The organism is Pseudonocardia acidicola (assembly GCF_012911935.1).
GTDB classification, from domain to species: Bacteria; Actinomycetota; Actinomycetes; order Mycobacteriales; family Pseudonocardiaceae; genus Pseudonocardia; species Pseudonocardia acidicola.
In genome coordinates this window covers 1-17,737 of record NZ_JAAXLA010000105.1, presented here as the reverse complement: position 1 = coordinate 17,737, position 17,737 = coordinate 1, and the positions used below count along the sequence as shown (strand labels likewise).

General features: G+C 66.4%; 18 protein-coding genes. 9 read left to right on the top strand and 9 right to left on the bottom strand.

The genetic code is table 11. The annotated features are described in order from the left end of the window. On the top strand, nucleotides 1-1,297 hold a 1,297-nt coding region (locus tag HF526_RS31940; protein WP_211178108.1), incomplete at its 5' end, for a YlbE family protein. A 527-nt stretch (nucleotides 1,298-1,824) separates the two neighbouring features. Here HF526_RS31940 and HF526_RS31935 read toward each other — a convergent pair. Further along, entirely contained in the window at nucleotides 1,825-1,971 is a 147-nt protein-coding gene (locus tag HF526_RS31935; RefSeq protein WP_169385385.1) for a hypothetical protein, read from the bottom strand. 202 nt (nucleotides 1,972-2,173) lie between these two features. Here HF526_RS31935 and HF526_RS31930 point away from each other — a divergent pair, with 202 nt between their 5' ends. After that, nucleotides 2,174-2,425, top strand: coding sequence for a hypothetical protein (locus HF526_RS31930; protein ID WP_169385384.1), 252 nt, complete (start codon nucleotides 2,174-2,176; stop codon nucleotides 2,423-2,425). A gap of 394 nt (nucleotides 2,426-2,819) precedes the next feature. Here HF526_RS31930 and HF526_RS31925 read toward each other — a convergent pair whose 3' ends face one another. The 6 genes from HF526_RS31925 to HF526_RS31900 form a co-directional block, all read right to left on the bottom strand. Further along, nucleotides 2,820-3,014: a ferredoxin gene (locus HF526_RS31925; RefSeq protein ID WP_169385383.1), complete on the bottom strand. Its 195-nt coding sequence runs from the start codon at nucleotides 3,012-3,014 to the stop codon at nucleotides 2,820-2,822. Between the two features lie 17 nt (nucleotides 3,015-3,031). After that, a complete protein-coding gene (locus HF526_RS31920; protein WP_169385382.1) occupies nucleotides 3,032-4,264 on the bottom strand; it encodes an NADH-ubiquinone oxidoreductase-F iron-sulfur binding region domain-containing protein in 1,233 nt (410 codons plus the stop codon). Nucleotides 4,265-4,351: 87 nt separating this feature from the next. Then, entirely contained in the window at nucleotides 4,352-5,563 is a 1,212-nt protein-coding gene (locus tag HF526_RS31915; RefSeq protein ID WP_169385381.1) for an SRPBCC family protein, read from the bottom strand. Next, on the bottom strand, nucleotides 5,560-7,098 hold the full coding sequence (locus HF526_RS31910; RefSeq protein ID WP_169385380.1) for a purine-cytosine permease family protein: 1,539 nt from the start codon (nucleotides 7,096-7,098) through the stop codon (nucleotides 5,560-5,562). The genes HF526_RS31915 and HF526_RS31910 overlap by 4 nt, the downstream gene beginning before the upstream one ends. 47 nt (nucleotides 7,099-7,145) lie before the next feature. After that, nucleotides 7,146-7,643, bottom strand: coding sequence for a hypothetical protein (locus HF526_RS31905; protein WP_169385379.1), 498 nt, complete (start codon nucleotides 7,641-7,643; stop codon nucleotides 7,146-7,148). A gap of 330 nt (nucleotides 7,644-7,973) precedes the next feature. Continuing rightward, nucleotides 7,974-8,999, bottom strand: a complete 1,026-nt coding sequence (locus tag HF526_RS31900; protein ID WP_169385378.1) for an alcohol dehydrogenase catalytic domain-containing protein — start codon at nucleotides 8,997-8,999, stop codon at nucleotides 7,974-7,976. A 125-nt stretch (nucleotides 9,000-9,124) separates the two neighbouring features. Between HF526_RS31900 and HF526_RS31895 the strand changes: the two genes are divergently transcribed. From HF526_RS31895 to HF526_RS31865, 7 genes are all read left to right on the top strand, one after another. Next, nucleotides 9,125-10,423: an SRPBCC family protein gene (locus HF526_RS31895; RefSeq protein WP_169385377.1), complete on the top strand. Its 1,299-nt coding sequence runs from the start codon at nucleotides 9,125-9,127 to the stop codon at nucleotides 10,421-10,423. Nucleotides 10,424-10,607: 184 nt separating this feature from the next. Further along, nucleotides 10,608-11,633, top strand: a complete 1,026-nt coding sequence (locus tag HF526_RS37195; RefSeq protein WP_169385376.1) for a LuxR C-terminal-related transcriptional regulator — start codon at nucleotides 10,608-10,610, stop codon at nucleotides 11,631-11,633. A gap of 81 nt (nucleotides 11,634-11,714) precedes the next feature. Beyond that, complete coding sequence (locus HF526_RS31885) at nucleotides 11,715-12,182, top strand: hypothetical protein (protein ID WP_169385375.1); 468 nt, start codon at nucleotides 11,715-11,717, stop codon at nucleotides 12,180-12,182. A 96-nt stretch (nucleotides 12,183-12,278) separates the two neighbouring features. Beyond that, nucleotides 12,279-13,328, top strand: coding sequence for a 2Fe-2S iron-sulfur cluster-binding protein (locus HF526_RS31880; protein WP_169385374.1), 1,050 nt, complete (start codon nucleotides 12,279-12,281; stop codon nucleotides 13,326-13,328). 31 nt (nucleotides 13,329-13,359) lie between these two features. Further along, nucleotides 13,360-13,794, top strand: coding sequence for a nuclear transport factor 2 family protein (locus tag HF526_RS31875; protein WP_169385373.1), 435 nt, complete (start codon nucleotides 13,360-13,362; stop codon nucleotides 13,792-13,794). 19 nt (nucleotides 13,795-13,813) lie between these two features. Further along, complete coding sequence (locus HF526_RS31870) at nucleotides 13,814-14,488, top strand: NAD(P)H-dependent oxidoreductase (RefSeq protein ID WP_169385372.1); 675 nt, start codon at nucleotides 13,814-13,816, stop codon at nucleotides 14,486-14,488. A gap of 586 nt (nucleotides 14,489-15,074) precedes the next feature. After that, nucleotides 15,075-15,605: an Lrp/AsnC family transcriptional regulator gene (locus HF526_RS31865; protein ID WP_169385371.1), complete on the top strand. Its 531-nt coding sequence runs from the start codon at nucleotides 15,075-15,077 to the stop codon at nucleotides 15,603-15,605. Between the two features lie 156 nt (nucleotides 15,606-15,761). Here the strand turns inward: HF526_RS31865 and HF526_RS31860 are convergent, their stop codons facing one another. Further along, a complete protein-coding gene (locus HF526_RS31860) occupies nucleotides 15,762-16,550 on the bottom strand; it encodes an SDR family NAD(P)-dependent oxidoreductase (RefSeq protein ID WP_169385370.1) in 789 nt (262 codons plus the stop codon). 87 nt (nucleotides 16,551-16,637) lie between these two features. Next, complete coding sequence (locus HF526_RS31855; RefSeq protein ID WP_239029401.1) at nucleotides 16,638-17,528, bottom strand: sugar ABC transporter substrate-binding protein; 891 nt, start codon at nucleotides 17,526-17,528, stop codon at nucleotides 16,638-16,640. Between the last annotated feature and the right edge of the window lie 209 nt (nucleotides 17,529-17,737).

Below are 17,737 nucleotides of genomic sequence, written 5' to 3'. Positions count from 1 at the left end.
GACCACCGAACTCCTCGAGATCCCCGTCGATGTCGATCGGGTTCGCCAAGCTGCGAACGCCGAGGCGGTCACCCGAATCGTGCGCGCCGAGCCCGTCCTCATCGACGTCGCCCGCGCCGGTGACGTCGTACCGGGCATGGACGCCCACACCATCCTCACCTCAGGAGCCCCCCTGCACTGGCCCGACTACACCGGCGGGCAGCGCCGCGCCGTTCTCTTCGGCGCGGTCTACGAAGGACTGGCGCCCGATCCGTCCGCCGCCGAAAAGGCCATCCGGTCCGGTCGGATCAGGGTGCGCAGCACCCAGCAACACGCTTGCATCGGTTCGGTCGCCGGGGTGTACACGGCGTCGATGCCGGTGTTCGTGGTCCGCAACGAGAATCACGGGAACGTGGCGTTCTGCAACCTCTACGAGGGCGAGAGCCGGCACCGGCTCAACTACGGTTCGTACGGTGAGGAGGTGATCGCGAGCCTGCACTGGCTGGAGGAGACAATGGCCCCGGTACTCGCGCGGGCGCTTCGGAAGACCGGGCCGATGCCGCTCAAGCCGCTGATCTCCCGGGCTCTGCGTCTTGGGGACGAGCTGCACAGTCGCAACACCGCCGCCACCCTGCTGTGGGGGCGCGAGCTCACCCCGGCGTTCCTGGACCTGGCGGGTGAGGGTGATTCCAGTACCGCTGCGGTCCGCGAGGTGGTGGAGTTCCTGGCCCACAACGAGTACACGTTCCTGCGTTTGTCGATGGCGGCGGCGAAGGCCGCCGCAGATGCCGCGCACGGGATCCGCTACAGCAGTGTGCTCACGGGGATGGCTTTGAACTCCCGGGAGTTCGCGATCCGGGTCAGCGGACTACCCGACGACTGGTTCCGAGGAGCGCATCCAAGGCTGGAGGGCCGGTTCTTCGACGGGTTCACCGAAGACGACGTCGAATGGATCGGCGGCGAGAGCTGCGTGACCGAGACCGTGGGTCTCGGTGGCTTCGCGCAGGCCTGTGCCCCGACGCTGCAGGCCTATCAAGGCGGTTCGGCCGCCGCGATGTGCGCGGCCAACGAGGCGATGTACGGGATCACCGTCGCGGAGCACCCTGACCTGCTGATGCCTACCTTGGACTTCCGCGGTACACCCGTCGGTATTGACCTGTTCGCGGTCCTCCGCACCGGCGTGGTCCCGGTCATCGACGGTGGACTGGCCGGCCGGGACGGCGGGCAGATCGGCGCTGGGGTGCTCCGCCCCGAACTCGACTGCTTCGCCGGCGCGGCTGAGGCTTACCTCCAGCAGTACCCATCAGCGCCGCACTAGCGGACCTTTAGGATGAATCGGCGCCCGACCCACCGAACGTTGCAGGCGGCTCAGCCGTTGCCGGGACCGGCCCGGCTGTCACCCGACATGATGGGCGCTCCTCGAGCACACCTTCGTCGTCGCCGCGGCAGCTGGGCCGGTTCTGTTTGCGGTCGTCCAGGCAGCCACGACTGAGCGGCACGCATCTCCTGGTTGCGCGGGCCGGTACCCGCGCGGACGACACCGGCGGCTCCCGTTCGCCCGGTGCACCATTCGTGAGTACCGAGGCCCATCGGCACCAAGTTGAGAGCGCGATCTGCTCCAGGCGCGCCGGCGGCCCTGGAGCCTGTCTCGACGGCAGATCTTTGGGAGCCAGGTCCGTCATGCGCTGGTAGGAGATAGCGGTCTCGTCCTAACGCGCGACGGCCCGGCACCGCTCGAGCCGGTTGAAAAGCGTTCAACGACGTCGCGGCGTTTGTAGGCGACCGGGTCGAACACCGGTGAGCGCCGCGCCGCGGTGAGCCCGGTTGGCCTGCTGGCGCGGAAGGTCACCAGCAGGTGTAGCCGCCCGGGTGCTGGCGCACGTAACGCTTGATCGCCGTGCAGCTGCCGAGGTACGAGGTGTAGTCCTCCGCGGTGCCGAGCACACCGTCCGGCGGAGCCTCGGCGTAAACGCCGGGGGCGAGCATGACCATGCGGGCGCCGTGGTCACCGTGCGGCCAGCGGATGCGCTCACAGGTGCTAGCGCCGGATTTGGTCGATCTGTTGCGGAAGAGCCCCACAGATCCCAACTTTTGATGATCTCGTCCGTTCGGGGACGCGATGTTGTAGGTCGGGTGATCGTGCCGGAGCCGCAGACGCCCCGCGTCAGCCCAGATGAAGAGGATGGAGGTCCCCATGGGGCTGCTGACGGCGGCCGAGAGCCGCGAGGTGCTACGCCGCTATGGGACAGGCGAGCTGGACGTCGACCAGGCCGCGGTGACGCTGGCCGACACAGTGGCCGCCCACCGCGCTCGCGCGGAGCTGTGCGGGGACTACGACGGGCCGGGCCCGGACTTCTGGCACGCGCTGGCCGACGCCCGATGGCAGTGGACGATCACCACGGAGCATCATGACGCGCTCGTCAGAGCGCTACGCGCAGGCTGGTGATCATCGATCAGGATGAACCGGGCCGGCCCCGGCCACTCAGGTAGACGACGAGGCGGGCATCGGGAGCGACTCGCCCCTCCGCCCCGGTTCCGCTCGTTGCTCAGGAATGCCTGATTCGCCGCAAGCGGGCCTGCGCGGCTCGGTAGAGGGTGACGGTCGCACCGGCATACGTTGGTACGGCCTCCCGGCCGGCGGGATCCAGCCCCATGGCGCGCAGGCTGCCCAACTCAGACGCCGACCCGGCCGGTTAGTCTGATCATCGATTACGGCGGTGGAGCAAGCCCCGAGACGGTTCAGCTACCAGAAGCGAGCTGAATCGGGCCCGCAACGGCGTTCGCCCGGCACCGCCGACCTCGCCGACCGCGTCATCCCGTTCGTGAACCGTATGGGGTACCTAGCCCAGCAGCCGGATCGCCTTGACGGGGCAGATCTTGATGGCGGCTTCGGCCGAGGCGGCCTCGCCGTCGGTCAGATCCCGGCGCCTCGCCTGCGCGTAGCCCCACGGGTCTAGCTGGAAGAGGTCCGGGGCGACCTCGGCGCACGTGCCATATGCCTGGCATTTTGTCGGGTCGACGCGCAGTCTTTCCATGTGTCCGCGATCCCGTTCTAGAAGGTGAGGGCGAAGCGCGAGCGCCGACGGCCCGACGCGGTCAGGTCCACACAGCGTTCGCATCGCCCTGCGAGATGCGTTTGGACGACCGGGGCGAACGCTGTCATCAGGCAGCGCAGCAGGCGCGCCACCCCGTCGGGCACCGCGCAGGCGCCCCGGCCCGGCAATATCTCCGCCCACCGGGCGAAATCGTCTCGGATGCTCTCGGCCGCCTTGCCGGTGCACAGCGACTCCAGCGCCTTCGCGGCGGTGGCGGTACCACGCACGCAGGGGCCGCACTGGCGGGCGTTGTGCCGCGACAGGTAGGCCGCGGCGTCGGCCGCCGCGGCCACCGGACAGTCCTGGGCCTCGTCGACGAAGAAGAAACTCGCACAACCGAGCGCGGTATCCGATCCCGGCGGCGGAACGAACTGCAACGCGACCTGGTTCTCGTCGGTGAGCGGAACCATGCCTCCAAAGAATCCGCCCATGACCACCGCGGAGAAGGTGGCCTCCTGGCCTGCGAAGTCACGGGCCAGCTCGCGGACCGAGGTCCCCTCGGGCAGCTCGTACAGTGCCGGCTCGCCTGCGATGGAGACGACGGACGCCAGGAACGACGCTGGCGTCCCATCTTCGGCCGCGGTCGGATGCACGAGGCCGGCGACCTGCGCCAGGGTGTCCACGTTGAGGACGACCGTGGGCCGGCCGTGGACACCTGACTCGAAGGGCCTCGGTGGCTTGTCTGTCGGCAGCCCGAGCCCCCCGGACAGCCGGTTCACGACGGCGGTCTCCTCGCCGGCCACGTAGGTGTGCTCGCTGGTGACCACCGACACCGGGATCGGATAGTCGCGCTCTCGCAGCGCCGCGCGCAGACTCTCCGCCGACCGGTCGTCGCACGTGTACACGAAGGCCTGATCCGCGGCCACGGCGGCGGCGCAACAGATCAGACCCTCGAGGACCCGGTGCGGTCGATACCTCATGAGGTACCTGTCCTTGAACGAGAACGGCTCGCCTTCGGCACCGTTGGCCACGAGGACCGGCCGGGCGGGTGGCGCCGCCGCCAGAACGGCTTCGAGCTTGGTCGCGGTCGGAAAGGCGGCGCCACCGCGGCCGCGGAGATCTGCGTCGCGCAGTACGGCGAGCAGCTCCCCGCTGCTGTGGGCGGGGGCGCAGGAATAGCCACCTCGTGCGATGTAGGCGTTGTTGTCCTCACGTTCCCACGGTGCGTCCAGGAAGATCGAAGAGGTCAATCCTGGCCACGTTCGCGCTTCGAGTTTCACCATGGCGTCAGGCAACTCCACATCACGTTCTCGCCGGAGAGATCGGCTCACTGCTCACTATTCGGCGGCTGCTGCATATCGACGGAACAACAGCCGGTTGAAGCTGTTGACCATGCTCTCCTGCCAGCTGTAGCGGCCACGCTCGAAGAAGCGGGAGCCTAAGCCCTTCTGGACGGAGATATTGGTCCCCATGTCCTGTTCGGTGATGGGAACGAACCCCATCTTGGACATGTCGAGCAGTTCCTTGAAGTTGGGCAGCTTGGTGGTCGACTCCGGGACCAGGTAGTACAGCCGAAGGTTATGCGACTGGGCGCTCGTCGGCTTAATGAGGAAGGCGATGAGCATGTCCACCTGGCCGATGATCATCAGATTCGGCATCACCGAACCGAAGAAGCACGCCTGCCGATAGTCCTCGGGCAATCCGGGGATGCTCGGCATCAGCGCCTTGAAGCTGGCATTGAAGCCTGCGTCCACGATGGTGTTGTGGCTCCACCCCCACACGATCGCGGAGTCCTCTTCGAACGGTGACTCCTCAACCCCCGAACTCGGGGCGAAGTCGTGGAGGCCGGCGTGCAATCTCGACGCGTGATAGCCGTCGAGGAAGTTCTCCACGAGGATCTTCCAGTTGAACGGAACATTCGGGAAGTCGTCCGGCTCCACGCTCACCAACTCGGCCATCCGATAGTTGGTGACGACCTCCTCGATCGGCGTGAGTTGTGAGGCGAGAGTCTGGGCGTTCGGGTCGAGGTTTACGAAAACGAACCCGTGCCAGACCTCGGTCTTGAAGCGGGGCAACTTCACGTCCGTGACCTTGAACCCCGGGGTCTGTCCCATTTCCGGCGCGCCGATCAGCTTGCCGTTCAGGTCGTACACCCACCAGTGGTAGGGGCATTGGAAGGACTCGACATGCCCCTGGGTCTCGGCCAGTGGGGCACCCAGGTCGTCAAGCGCTCGCGCGGGCGGGGCCGTGATGCACGCGCCACGGTGGCGGCACACCGAGGACATCGCGTTGATCTCGCCGTCGCGATTGCGGACCACGATGATCGGCTCGCCAGCGATCTCCGTGGTGATGAAGTCACCGGGCTTGGCGATCTCCTCCACCCGGCCCACGCAGTTCCAGTCCCGGGCGAAGATGGCGGACTGCTCGAAGGCGAAGAACTCTTCGCTGGTGTAGGTGTCCGCCGGCGGGGTGACTGCTACATCCAGGTTATAGGCGGTGGAGGTGAACTGGTCGACCAGGGTTCGAATCGACTCGGTCAGGACGGTCACGAGGCGCTCCCTTCGGTGGTGGGTTCCGCGACCCGGTCGACCCGGATGGCGGCGGAGACGTTCGGCACTGTGGCGGTAGCAGTCGCGGGTGAGTGACCGAAGCCAGCGGGGCGATATCCTGCGACTTCGCGGTTGCTGAGGACGGCGACGCCGTAGATCCCGGCCCCCAGGACGAGGCTGATCACGAAGCTCAGATCGACACCGCCGGCGGCGTTGGCGAACGGACCTACGTAGATGCTGTTCTGAGAGAAGAGCAGTCCGACGACGACGGCGGTGCACCAGGCGCTGAGAGCGACCGGGTTCCAGCCCGCCCGGTACCAGTAGCGCCCGCCGCGCTCCCGCTTGTTGAAGATCTGCAGATCTTCCGGCGTGAAGTCGCCGCGCGTCGCCCAGTAGCCGATGAGCAGGATCGCAACCCACGGCGCCGTAATGATCGTGAGGATGGTGATGAACGCGGAGACGAGGTCCAGGGCGTTCCAGACGAATGATCCGAGGTAGACGAGCACCACGCCGACCGCGCTGACGATGGCGGTCGCGGAGACCCGGCTGAGTCCGGGAAACAACGAGGAGGTGTCCAGGCCAGTCCCGTAGAGAGCCAGTGAACCCTGACCGAAGCTCCCGATAAGGCCGACGGCCAGCAACGGCACCAGGTACCAGGTCGGAGAGATCCCGACCAGACCGAAGGTGAAGTCCGTGGACGGATCGGTGAAGATGGTCGCCGCGAAGGCGGCGAACATGACGGTGATCCACAGGCCGACGAAGATCCCGAGGCCGGCCCCGAACATCACTCGCCTATTGCTCGTACGCCGCGTGGAGATGTATCGCGAGTAGTCGTTCAAGAATGGGGCGTAGGACATCGACGCCGATATGGCGGTGACCACCGAAAGGATCCAGGTCGGCCAGAACGACCCGAGAATGTACTGACCGCTGTGATGGGCGCCGTGGAATTGGGGCAGCAGGACGAAGAACCCGACGATGATCACCAGACCCATCGCCGGCGCGGCGTATTTCTGAACCGCGACGAGACTGGCGTGGCCGTAGATGGACAGCACGATGGTGATCAGTGTGATCACCGCGTACCCGATGGCGAGCGCAGCTGGGCCGTCGCCCCAGCCGAACAATCTGTGGGCCGACGCGACTACGGCCTGCCCGCTGGTCCAGATCGTCAGCGCGTATGCACCGATCGCGATGAAGAGGGCCACGACGGACCCGACCAGCCTGCCGACGATCCCGAAGAACGCACCGCTGCTCACTGCGGTGTTGGTCCCCGTCCTAGGTCCGAAGAGGGCGATAGGGGCAACCAGGAGCGCTCCCACGGCGAGGCCGACCGTGGTGGAGGTCAGGATGCTCCACCAGCTGAGCCCGTAGGTGACCGGGAGCCAGCCCCACACGAAGAGCGTGAAGCAGAACTGCGCTCCGGTCAGGATTGTGAAGAGGTTCTTGGGTGACGAGTGACGCTCGCTCTCGGGGATGTAGTCGATACCCCTGGTTTCGATTCGTCCAGCCTCGTCCACCGATGCGCGCGCGTCCACCATCGTTTGTACCCTTTCGGAGATAGTGCACTGCAGTCAGCGATTAGGCCCTAGCGACTGAGGGTGCCGACGCCCTCGAGAAGGAAGAGCGTGTCGATCGGCTCGGTTGTGTTGTAGGACTCCGCCGGATCAAAGGCGCAGAAAGCTGGAAATCCGACGTCGAACGTCCCGGTGGCACCGGACCAGCGACCGGTTCCTCGCTGGACGGTGATGACGCCGGTGTCGCGGTTGTCCACCTGCCGCCATTCGAGAGTCCCGAACAGTTCGTGGGCGCCGGCGGCGGCCCGGCTCTGGCCATCGCCATCGGATTCGAGCTCGGTGAGGCGAAAGTAGCCGTGACCTTGTGGAACGGCTCCGTCCTCGGTGATCACGTCCATGCCCGCGAAGAAGCCACGGAAATGGGACGTCTCGCCGGTGTCGAAGGAGACTCGCACGATCGAGTCCGCTTCGTAGCAGAACGTCCTGGTGGTCTCATCAACCGGCACGTGCCTGCCCCAGTGAGCCTGGCCGGACGCCTCGAGCCTGACGTCTTCGGTTCCTTGCGACACTTCTGAACCTCCTGGCGCGGGCCGGCCGTGGCCGGCATCCGCATCTCGGTCCTCGCAGCAGCCGCGGCAGAGGCTGTGGTCCCGCTCACCCTGACTGACCGAGAATCGATAGTCAAGCCTTTGATGCGTTTCAAAGACGTAAATCGATGGAGACCGACCAGCATGAGACGTTCATCGATCTATCTCAGCTCCCTGAGCCAAGATCAGGCCCAGGGGAGTCGGGGACTGCTGGCGGGCGATCCGCTGCGGGAATCGGCCCATGGCCCTAGGCCGCCGGTGTCGCTGTCGGACACCCCGCCGGCCTCTGCGAGTCGCTGCCCGTACCTGTGTTCAGGCAGGTGTGAGAACAGCCCGTCCCTGGATGCGCCCGTTCTCGAGGTCGTCGAGCGCCTGAGCGGCCGCGTCCAGTGGGTAATCCCTCGTTTCGAGTTGGACGCGCCCGTTCACCACGAGCTTCATGAGCCCGTCGAGGTCGGCGTAGTTGCCGACTAGGTTCCCCAGGACGGTGATCTCCTTGAGCACCATCTCAACGGTGGGGATGTGCAGATCGGCTCCGTAGCCGACGATCGAGTACGTGCCGCCCTGGCGGAGCATCCGTAGCGCCCGGTCGGGGGTGTCGTGCTCGGCAACGAAGTCGATGACGACGTCGGCCCCGAGGCCGCCGGTCAGCTCAGCGACGCCGTCGATCGCGTCCTCGGTGCCGAAGATCGCCTCGGCTCCAACCTTGGAGGCGAGGTCACGGCCGAGTTGGCTCTTGTCGACGGCCACGATGCGCGCCGGCGTCATCTCGCTGAGCAGCTGGAGACCGATGTGGCCGAGCCCGCCGACACCGATCACGACGGCCGTCTGGCCGGGCTGGAGGACCTCCGAGACCTTGCGTACCGCACGGTAGGCCGTGATCCCGGCGTCTGCATGCGGCGCCACCTGGGCCGGTTCGACCCCTGGGGGCAGCAGCACAAGGGACCGCTCGGAGGTGCACAGATACTCTGCGTACCCGCCGTCGACGGTCACGCCGGGAAAAGTGCTGGCGGTGCAGTACATGTCCTCGCCTTGCCGACAGGCGCCACACACGCCGCAGGTGGCAAGCGGGTGCACGATCACTGGGTCCCCGACATGCACGCTGGTGACGGCGTCTCCGACCGCCTCGACCCATCCGGCGTTCTCGTGCCCGAGGGTGAACGGCCGCTCGGGGCGCATGATGTTCTCGAACCATCCGTCGACGACGTGCAGGTCGGTCCTGCACACGCCGGCTCCGCCGATGCGCACGATCACGTCGTGGTGGCCGTGCAGGTCCGGCTGGGGGATCTCGTCAAGCGACGGCGGCGTGCGGTACTCGTGGATCCGGACTGCCTTCACGTTTCCTCCTCGGGCGGTGAGGACGCCACGGTGACCACAGCGACCCGCCTCCCACAATTGGCCCAACGGCCGATCTGGCGGTGGGCGACCCTGTGAAAGATTGGCCAACGCGCCAATGGACCTCGGTGGGCGCCAGCCGGAGCATCGTGTGCCATCCCACCGAATCCCAGCCGGAGGCCGCGATCGTGATCACTGACGAGTCCGTGCAGACCAACGGGCGGCCCACCGAGGCTCCCGGCCGCGACGAGCAGCTGAGCGAGCTGCTCGATGTGCTCCGAGACCGCGCCTCGCGTCCGCTCGAGGAGGCGAAGGCTCTGCCCCCGGCGTTCTACACGAGCGAGGCGCTGTACGAGCTCGAGATCGAGCACATCTGGCGGCGGTCGTGGATCCACGTCGGCCGCGTCGAGGAACTCGCGAATCCTGGCGACTACATCAAGCGGGACATTGCCGGCGAGCCGATCGTGGTAGCCCGGGGCCGAGACGGGCAGATCCGCGCGCTGTCGCGAGTGTGCCAGCACCGCTTCATGGATGTCCTCGACGGCGCGCAGGACAAGGGCAATGCCGAGGCCTTTGCCTGTCCGTACCACAAGTGGAGCTACGCGCTGGACGGCACACTGCAGGGTGCCGCACACATGAGCAGGAGCGCACTCTTCCAGCGCGACAAGGCTGAGATCTGCCTGCCGCGGTTCCAGGCGACCACGTGGCAGGGATTCGTCTTCGTGAATCTCGATCCCGCTGCCCCGCCGCTCTCAGACGTCATGGACCATGTCGAGGCGAAGATGGGCAACTACAACGGCGAGGAATGGCGACTCGTCGACCGCATCGAGTGGGGTGACACTCCCGCCAACTGGAAGCTCGTGGTCGACAATGGCCGCGAGGCGTACCACCACATCGGGACTCACCTCGAATCGCTGGAGCCGCTGTGGCCCGCACACATGGTCGACTTCGAGCCGCTGGAGACCGCAGACTTCTTCTTCGCCCGAATGTTCGTCTCGCCTGAAGCGGCCATCGGCCAGGAGGACGGCCACTACCTCAACCCGCTCCTCCTGCCGCCGGCGCCGAATCTGACCGCCTTCGAGCGGTCCAACTACATCGTCGCGGGGATCTACCCGGGCTTCATCCTGGTCCCGGGCCCCGATGCCATGCTCACGATCAGCTTCGTGCCGACCGGACCGCGGTCGCACTACGTCGAACTCGACATCCTGGCCCACGAGACGGCCCTGGCCGACCCAGACCTGCAGGAGAAAGTCAAGGAGTATCGCGACTGGCTCATGCAGATCCAGGGCGAGGACGCCGAGGCGCAGGTCGCCGTCCAGCGGACGCTGTCGAGCCGATTGACGCTCGACGGCGGCCCGCTCTCACATCTGGAGCGCGCGATCTGGACCTTCCAGCGCTACCTCGCGAAGCGCCTTCTCGGCGAGTGACGCTGCCGCCTGCTGCGGAGTGCGGCGCCTCCGTAGCAGGCAGTAGCAGTGAATGATTCAAGGGGAAGCTATACGACAAAAAGGATTAGCTGCGATCGGTCGCCGGTTCCGGCGGCAGGGATCGGATGTCATGAAACACGATGAACTCCTTCAATACTCAACATTGACGGGGTAGCGTGCCGCCGTGACGGTCGATCCGAAGATCCGGCTCACGACACGCTCGTTCGACAGCGTCTCGCGCATCGCCGGTATCGCAGCCTCAGGCGCGCCAGCGGATGCGCGCACCGAGGAGATCCTCGACGAGCTGCAGCGCGTTTTCCCCTTTGACGCCGGGATCTTGTCGGCCGTGGATCCGGTGGACCCCGATCGGCGGCGACCGATTGTGGTCCGGGGCTATCCGGACAGCTTCACCGACTACCTCGTGAGCCCGGAGTGGCACGCGGAATGTGTCGCGCCCTTCGGTGTGGCCCGGACCGGCTGGCCGGTGCGCGAGCGCGATCTGCCGATCGACCCGATGAGCCTGCGCGGTGTGGCCGAGTACGGGCGCCCCGCGGGCCTCTACGAAGGCCTGCTCAGCGCACTGATCACGCCGGAGGGCCAGCACACCGGCTTCCTCATGCTGTCGTGGAGCAGCGACGAGCCTCCATCAGAAGAGGCGTGCGCTGTGGTCGGCTGTGTCTCGCTGGCACTCGCGAACATGATCGACCCCCTGCAGTCCGCGCGGGCGCTGGCCGCGGTGCTCGATGACGACACCATCGCGATTGGGTTGCGCCCTGACGGGACCGTTGCCAGGCTTCGCGGCACGCCGGACGAGGCGCTGATCGGGCTGAATTCGCCGGTGCGGCTGATCGTCGAGCGGGCTCTCGCGGGCGGCCGGACCAGTGTGTCGTTCCTGTGGCCGAGGCCGGGTGGGGGCTGGCACCACTGCCGCGCCTTCCGTTGCCGCGACGCGCTCGTCGTGCTGACGTTCCGTCGGCTCGATGATGTTCACGGCCTCACGCGGCGCGAATTGGAGGTGCTGAGAAGCCTCGCGGGCGGACACTCCAACAGCGACATCGCGGGACAGCTGTCGGTGACGACACGCACCGTCCGGGCGCACGTCGAGCACATCTTCGTGAAGCTCGAGGTCACGACCCGCTCTGCGGCCGTGGCACGGGCCGTGGCGGAGGGCCTGCTGCTGCCGCGACGGGCCGGCGCCGTGCCGCGCTGAATATCGGCCGTTTCGCCAATTGTCCCCGCGGCCCACTGCTGTGAGATTTGAGCCCTCAAGGCCGGATGTCGACGACAGGTGGTGAGGGTTGTGCAGGTCACGATGACCGCTGCGGGCACGGCGAACTGGGAGAAGCCGGTCCAGATCGGCCCCGATCAGTGGCGGACGAACTACCAGACCTTCCTGGTGACCCGATACACCTTCGCCAATGGCCGCCGGGTCCACGTTAAGACCCGGTACTCCGGCGTCGACGACATCAACCTGGACGGCACTGTCACCGGCGGTTTCGGCCACATCGAGGGTCGGGACGAGGACGACGACCGGCTCTTCGGGCGAGTCGACTGGGAGGTGCGCGACGACTACGAAGGCGGCATCTACACGTTCCTGGGCGGCACCGGGAAGTGGAAGGACGTCAGCGGTGAGATCCGGGCCGCCGTGTGGGCCGTTCCCGAGGCCCCAGATCAGGTTATGCCGCCGACCGGGCCGATCCGGTTCTATGGCTTCATCGAGGGCGAGGGCGAGCTGTCGGTGCCCAACCTCGAGCGCTGAGGCCGTACTAGGGAAGCGATCATGCCTCCCCTTTCCCGGCGGCTGGCGCACACGGTCACCCCGGTCGGCGCGGCCGCGCCGCGTCGGTCGCCGACGATGCACCGGCTACTCATCACCGATGTGAGGCGGCTCACCGCGGACGCGGTGTGCATCACCTTCGCGGTGCCGGACGAGCTGCACGGCGAGTACCACTTCAGGCCGGGCCAGCACGTGGTGCTGGCCCGCAGGGTGGGAGACGAGGAGATTCGGCGGACGTACTCGATCTGTTCGCCGGCCGGAGGGCCACTGCGCGTGGCGGTCAAGCATCTACCCGGCGGGGCGTTCTCGACCTGGGCGACGACCGAGCTCAGGGCAGGTGACGCGCTCGGTGTCATGACGCCGACCGGCCGATTCTCCCTGGACTTGCTGCCGTCCCACGTCAAGCACTACGTCGCGATCGCCGCAGGTAGCGGGATCACACCGATCTTGTCCAATATCGCGACGGTGCTGGAGGTAGAGCGGCGCAGCCGCGTGACCCTCGTCTACGCGAACCGGACGCATGAAAGCACCATGTTCAGAGACGAGCTCGAGGATCTCCGTGAGCGACATCCGGGCCGGTTCGCGCTGCGCTCCGTGTTTTCCCGCGAATCCTCGCGCAACAGCCACCTTCACGGTCGGCTGACGGGCGCCTGGCTTCGGGAGCTCCTGGACAACACGATCCCTGTCCCGGACGTGGATGAATGGCTGCTCTGTGGACCATCGGCGCTGGTGGCGGAGGTCACCTCGGTACTCACCGTGCTCGGCGTCCCGGCGCATTCGGTGCACCGTGAGCTGTTCACCGCGGATAACAGCGGCGAGCCCGGGGGGCCGCGCGATGACGCGGTCGTCGAAAGCGACGTGACTGTGGTGTTGAACGGCAAGCGTACGTCGTTCCACATCGGACCGTCCGACGGTCCGATCCTCGACGCGCTGCTTCAGCTGCGACCGGACGCGCCGTACGCCTGCCGGGAGGGCGTGTGTGCCATCTGCCGGGTCCGGGCCGTCGAAGGCGACGTGACGATGCGGCGCTCCTCCGGGCTGGAGCCGGGGGAGCTGCGCGCCGGCTACGTGCTCGCTTGCCAGGCACAGCCGGCGAGTCAGCGCGTCGTCCTGGATTTCGATGCCTGAGCGAACCACCGCACACCAGAGAGGGCGAGGGATGACAGCGGCCGAGCACGCCGTGCGGGAGACGGTTCGGGCCTGGCTCGACGCGGTCAAGGCTCTGGACTTCGAGGCGGCACGAGGGTTGTGGGACGCGCAGTTCGACGGCCTCCTCTACCAGCCGGAGGAGCACGAGCTGCCGATGACCGACTGGGACACGATCCTGCGGTACTGGGACAAGGTGCCCGCGCTCGTCGAGAGCGTTCCGGAGTGGGACGAGATCTCGAGCATGATGGCGGTCGTCGACCGGGTCGCGCTCGTCTTCAGTCGGCTCCGCACGAGCATCAAGATCCGGGACGTGGATAAGACCTTCGACGGTGAGGTGCGCTGCTCGTTCGGCCTGCACCGGACCGATAACAGCTGGCTCCTCGTCCACTATCACGAGTCGCGGCTCGTCGCGGTGGAGGACGTCATCAGCGAGCTGACGCGGTGAGCGTGTGGGGAGACCCGGCGTGAAGGTCACGATCCTGTGCGCGAGTCCGCGGACCGATGGCAACTCACGGCTTATGGCGGAGTCGTTGCGGCAGGGCGCGGTGGGCAGCGGCCACGATGTGGGGCTCGTCGAGCTCCACGCCGTGATGAACGGTCTCCTGCGCGACTGCCGCACCTGCCGGCGGCCAGACGGCAGGTGCTCGATCGAGGACGGCTTCGCCGACCTGGTGCACGACCACGTGGTCCCGGCCGACGCCGTCGTCTATGCGACACCGCTGTACTGGTACGGCATGGCCGCGAGCCTGAAGAACTTCTTCGACCGCTTGGTCTGCTATGTGTCGGCCAGCTACCCGCGTCGTGGGGAGGTCGCGAAGGGCTTGGTTGGCCAGCGCACGGGGCTGCTGCTGGCGTCGGAGGAGAGCTATTTGACCGCGGGGCTCGGTGTGATCTTCCAGCTCCAGGAGATCACGCGGTACATGCATCAGGAGTTCGTCGGGGCGGTAGCGGGGGTCGGGAATCAGCGCGGGGAGGTCGCGTTCGATCCAGCAGACCCCCTTGCCGCGGCGGAGCGGCTGGGGGCGGAGATGTTCACGCGGCATTACAGCGACTACTGGCTGGACAGTGAGCGGCCCAACACTGTGTGGGCAGCGCCTCATGGCTGCCGTCGAGAGATGGGTCCCTACGGGGACGTCTGACCGACTTCGGTGAGTGAGGCCCGGCGCGCTCTGGATGAAGGGGCGCTTCACAGGACACATGCGCACCTCGTCCCACCGGGAGGACACTGCGCCCCCGCCCACCGCTCGCTCTGGGGTCACCGGCCACGATTGCGCCTCGGCTGTCACGGCAGTGGCCTGCAACCGGCAGATGGTCGCCGGGTCGCAGCCACAGCACGACTCCCGTGATCCTTCCCCGACCTCGAGCATCGCGGAATCGACCACCGCTCCCCGAGGGCCGCCACATGTGCGGCCTCGGGCCCATGTTCGGCGGAACGCCCGACGAACGGGACGGCCGCTCAATCCGGCGCCGGCCTGGCACGCAGAACCCACGGTTGAGCCTGACGAGAACGAGGCTGACGACGATCGGCACCAGTCGCAGCCTGGCCAGCAGCAACGTCCTGTCAGCCGATGATCCCCACTCCGACCCGAGGTCCGGCCGCCGAGCGCGGCAAGAGCAGTGCCTGCTTCGACCCGAGACAGCAATCCGCTATGCTCGAATGTCGAACCAAAGCAGTTCGAACACTACGATTTTCGATCTGCCGTCGGCAACGTCATGGGGGATGAGATGACCGAGAACAACAGCTCCGCACCGAAGCCCACCGGCCGCGGTCGACGCGCGTCCTCGGCTCAGGATCGAGCTGAGGTTCGCTCTATCGACGAACTTGATCGGGCAATCATCCGAATTCTTCAGAAGAACGGCCGCACCAACAACACCGATATCGCGAAGGAACTAGACGTCACCGAGACGACCATCCGCAAACGGATCGCGCAGTTGCTCGAGGACGACATGATCAATGTAGTTGCTGTTCCGACGCCGAAAGCGGTGGGAAGCAGCACGTCGGCGATTATCGGAATCTCAGTCGCCCTCCAGTCAATTCACCGGGTCAGCGACCAACTACGGAAATGCCCAGAAGTGCGGTACGTTGGAATGTCTGCTGGCCGGTACGACATCATGATTGAGGTCTTTGCGAGTGACCAGGAGCACCTGCTGGAGTTCGTGACCGACTGCCTCGGGTCGATGGACGGGATCACCGACGTCGAGACCTCGGTCATTCTGAAGGTCGCGAAATTCTCCTACGAGTGGGAGATCATCTAATCGAACACCCGCTTGCCGCCGATCAGCCCGACGCCATGGAGAGCGATCAGCTACCGACCCCGATCTGCACCTGCCGTACCAGGCTAAGCGCGGTAGGCCCAGCGGCTCACGCCAGGCTGGGGCCGGCGTCAGGTTCGAGCGGCGGCAGCGGACTCGTCACACCTCGGCCCGGGCGATGCTGCCAACCGGGAAGCAGGTGGTTCTGCCTCCATCGACGGCAAGATTAGCGCCGGTGACGTAGGACGCGGCGTCGCTGAGCAGGAAGACCACAGCCCTGGCCACCTCGTCTGGCGATCCGATGCGGCCCAGGACGATGGTGCGTTCGTTCTCCTCCTGCTCGGCCCGCGGATCAGGGGCAATGTCGAATTCGAATCTGAGCAGCGGCGTGTCAATCGCGCCAGGGCAGACGGAGTTCACGCGAATGTTGAACACGGCGAGCTCTGCTGCCATCGCTCTGGTGAATGCGAGGACGCCGCCCTTGGTCGCAGTATATGCGGTATAGCCGCCCTGGCCGAGCTGCGAAAGATCACTCGCGGTGTTGACGATCGATCCGCGGCGGACCGTTTTCATCACCCGGGCCGCAGCCCGAGCGACATTGAAACTACCCGTGAGGTTGGTACGTAGAACACGGGTCCACTGCTCGTCGCTGATCTCGGTGATCGGGGCGACTACCGAGGTCCCGGCGTTGTTGAAGACCGCGTCGACGGGCCCCAGTTGCTCGGACGCCACCACGAAGGCACGCTCGACGGCTGCCGCGTCCCCGACGTCCACGGCCATGCCCACCGCGCGTGCGCCGCGGGCGACACACGCCGCGACGGCGTCGTCCAGATCCGCTCCAGGCAGCGCGACCAGTACCACCGCGGCGCCGTGCTCGGCCAGTAACTCCGCCGTAGCACGCCCGATTCCCGAACTGGCCCCGGTCACCAGCGCAACGCGGTCAACCATCGATGACAAAACGCCTCCTTGAATTGGGCCGCGCGGGCGGCCGACCTAGCACAGCAGGCTGTGGCACCTTGCGATAGCGGCCATGCCTTAGAGGCCCTCGTGCAGGGGGCCCCAAGCGCCGCGTTCGTTCCAGGGAACCCAGCTCTTGGCGAGCTCAGGCGTGATCATCCGGCCAATGGGACTGCTTTGACACAAGCCGTCGAGGTTGCGGCCGTGAACCAGCTGGCGGATGACCAGGTCGGCGAGCATTTCGCCGATCCTGAGGGGCTCGATGTCCCAGGTTCCGTGGGTCACCCCGTCCAACACTGCCTGGACGGCCCATGGAGAGCCGTTTCGCGAAACCATCTTCGGTTCGCCCAACCGGCCCACTTTTCGCAACGCCTCGACTGTACCCAGCATGGTCTCGTCGTTGAATGGGATCAGCCCATCGAGACCGGGATAGTCGTTGAGTACGGACAACGCAGCCTCTTTCCCACCGGTCGCCACATCGGTGATATTCCGATACTGCGGCAACCATGGGTCGTTGACCAACTGAAGTCCTGCGCCAGTCACGCCGTGCACGAGTCCGAGGACCAGTTCCGTGTCATCGACCACTTCAGGTCCGCCGATGACGGCCACCCGGGCGCCTGGGTCCAGCAGGGTGGCGAGATGCTGGGCCATGTACACACCATGGTTGAAGTTCGGCCACACGACGGACGCGTCGACCGAGAATCGCGGTCGCTCGAGGGTGATGACGGGAATGCCCTGGCTTCGGGCCTCCGCAACACCTTCGGCCGGCTCCCCGGGAGTCACCAGCCACACCACCACAGCGTCCACCCCTGCGCTCACGCCGACACGGAATGCATCGTTCGCCGTTCCAGGCCATCCCGGCTTTCGGAAGTCGGCGAAGATAACGCGCAGTTCGATCTCGTGGGCCTCCAATCGGTTGTGCAGACCGTGTGCCACGGCATCAACAGTAGGATTTTCGCCGTATGCCATGGGTGCCACGTACAGAACTCGCAACGCTCCACCTACCTTGTCCTCGGACCCGTTCATTCGGCCGCCTGAGCGCGCTGGCCATGACCACGAGAGGACGCAACAGCCACAAATGGCGATCTAATCGCGATCCGCAGGCGCCACCACCACGAACTCCATCACGTTCTCGTGTCCACCTCATGGACTGACCGGCGGGGAATCAGCCGCCGACG

Excerpts from the sequence above, each read along its gene's own strand:
- HF526_RS31930 (WP_169385384.1), top strand. The coding sequence starts at position 2,174 with ATGGGGCTGCTGACGGCGGCCGAGAGCCGCGAGGTGCTACGCCGCTAT.
- HF526_RS31860 (WP_169385370.1), bottom strand. The coding sequence starts at position 16,550 with ATGGTTGACCGCGTTGCGCTGGTGACCGGGGCCAGTTCGGGAATCGGG.
- HF526_RS31855 (WP_239029401.1), bottom strand. The coding sequence starts at position 17,528 with ATGGCATACGGCGAAAATCCTACTGTTGATGCCGTGGCACACGGTCTG.
- HF526_RS31925 (WP_169385383.1), bottom strand. The coding sequence starts at position 3,014 with ATGGAAAGACTGCGCGTCGACCCGACAAAATGCCAGGCATATGGCACG.
- HF526_RS31935 (WP_169385385.1), bottom strand. The coding sequence starts at position 1,971 with ATGGTCATGCTCGCCCCCGGCGTTTACGCCGAGGCTCCGCCGGACGGT.
- HF526_RS31880 (WP_169385374.1), top strand. The coding sequence starts at position 12,279 with ATGCACCGGCTACTCATCACCGATGTGAGGCGGCTCACCGCGGACGCG.
- HF526_RS31865 (WP_169385371.1), top strand. The coding sequence starts at position 15,075 with ATGACCGAGAACAACAGCTCCGCACCGAAGCCCACCGGCCGCGGTCGA.
- HF526_RS31875 (WP_169385373.1), top strand. The coding sequence starts at position 13,360 with ATGACAGCGGCCGAGCACGCCGTGCGGGAGACGGTTCGGGCCTGGCTC.
- HF526_RS31910 (WP_169385380.1), bottom strand. The coding sequence starts at position 7,098 with ATGGTGGACGCGCGCGCATCGGTGGACGAGGCTGGACGAATCGAAACC.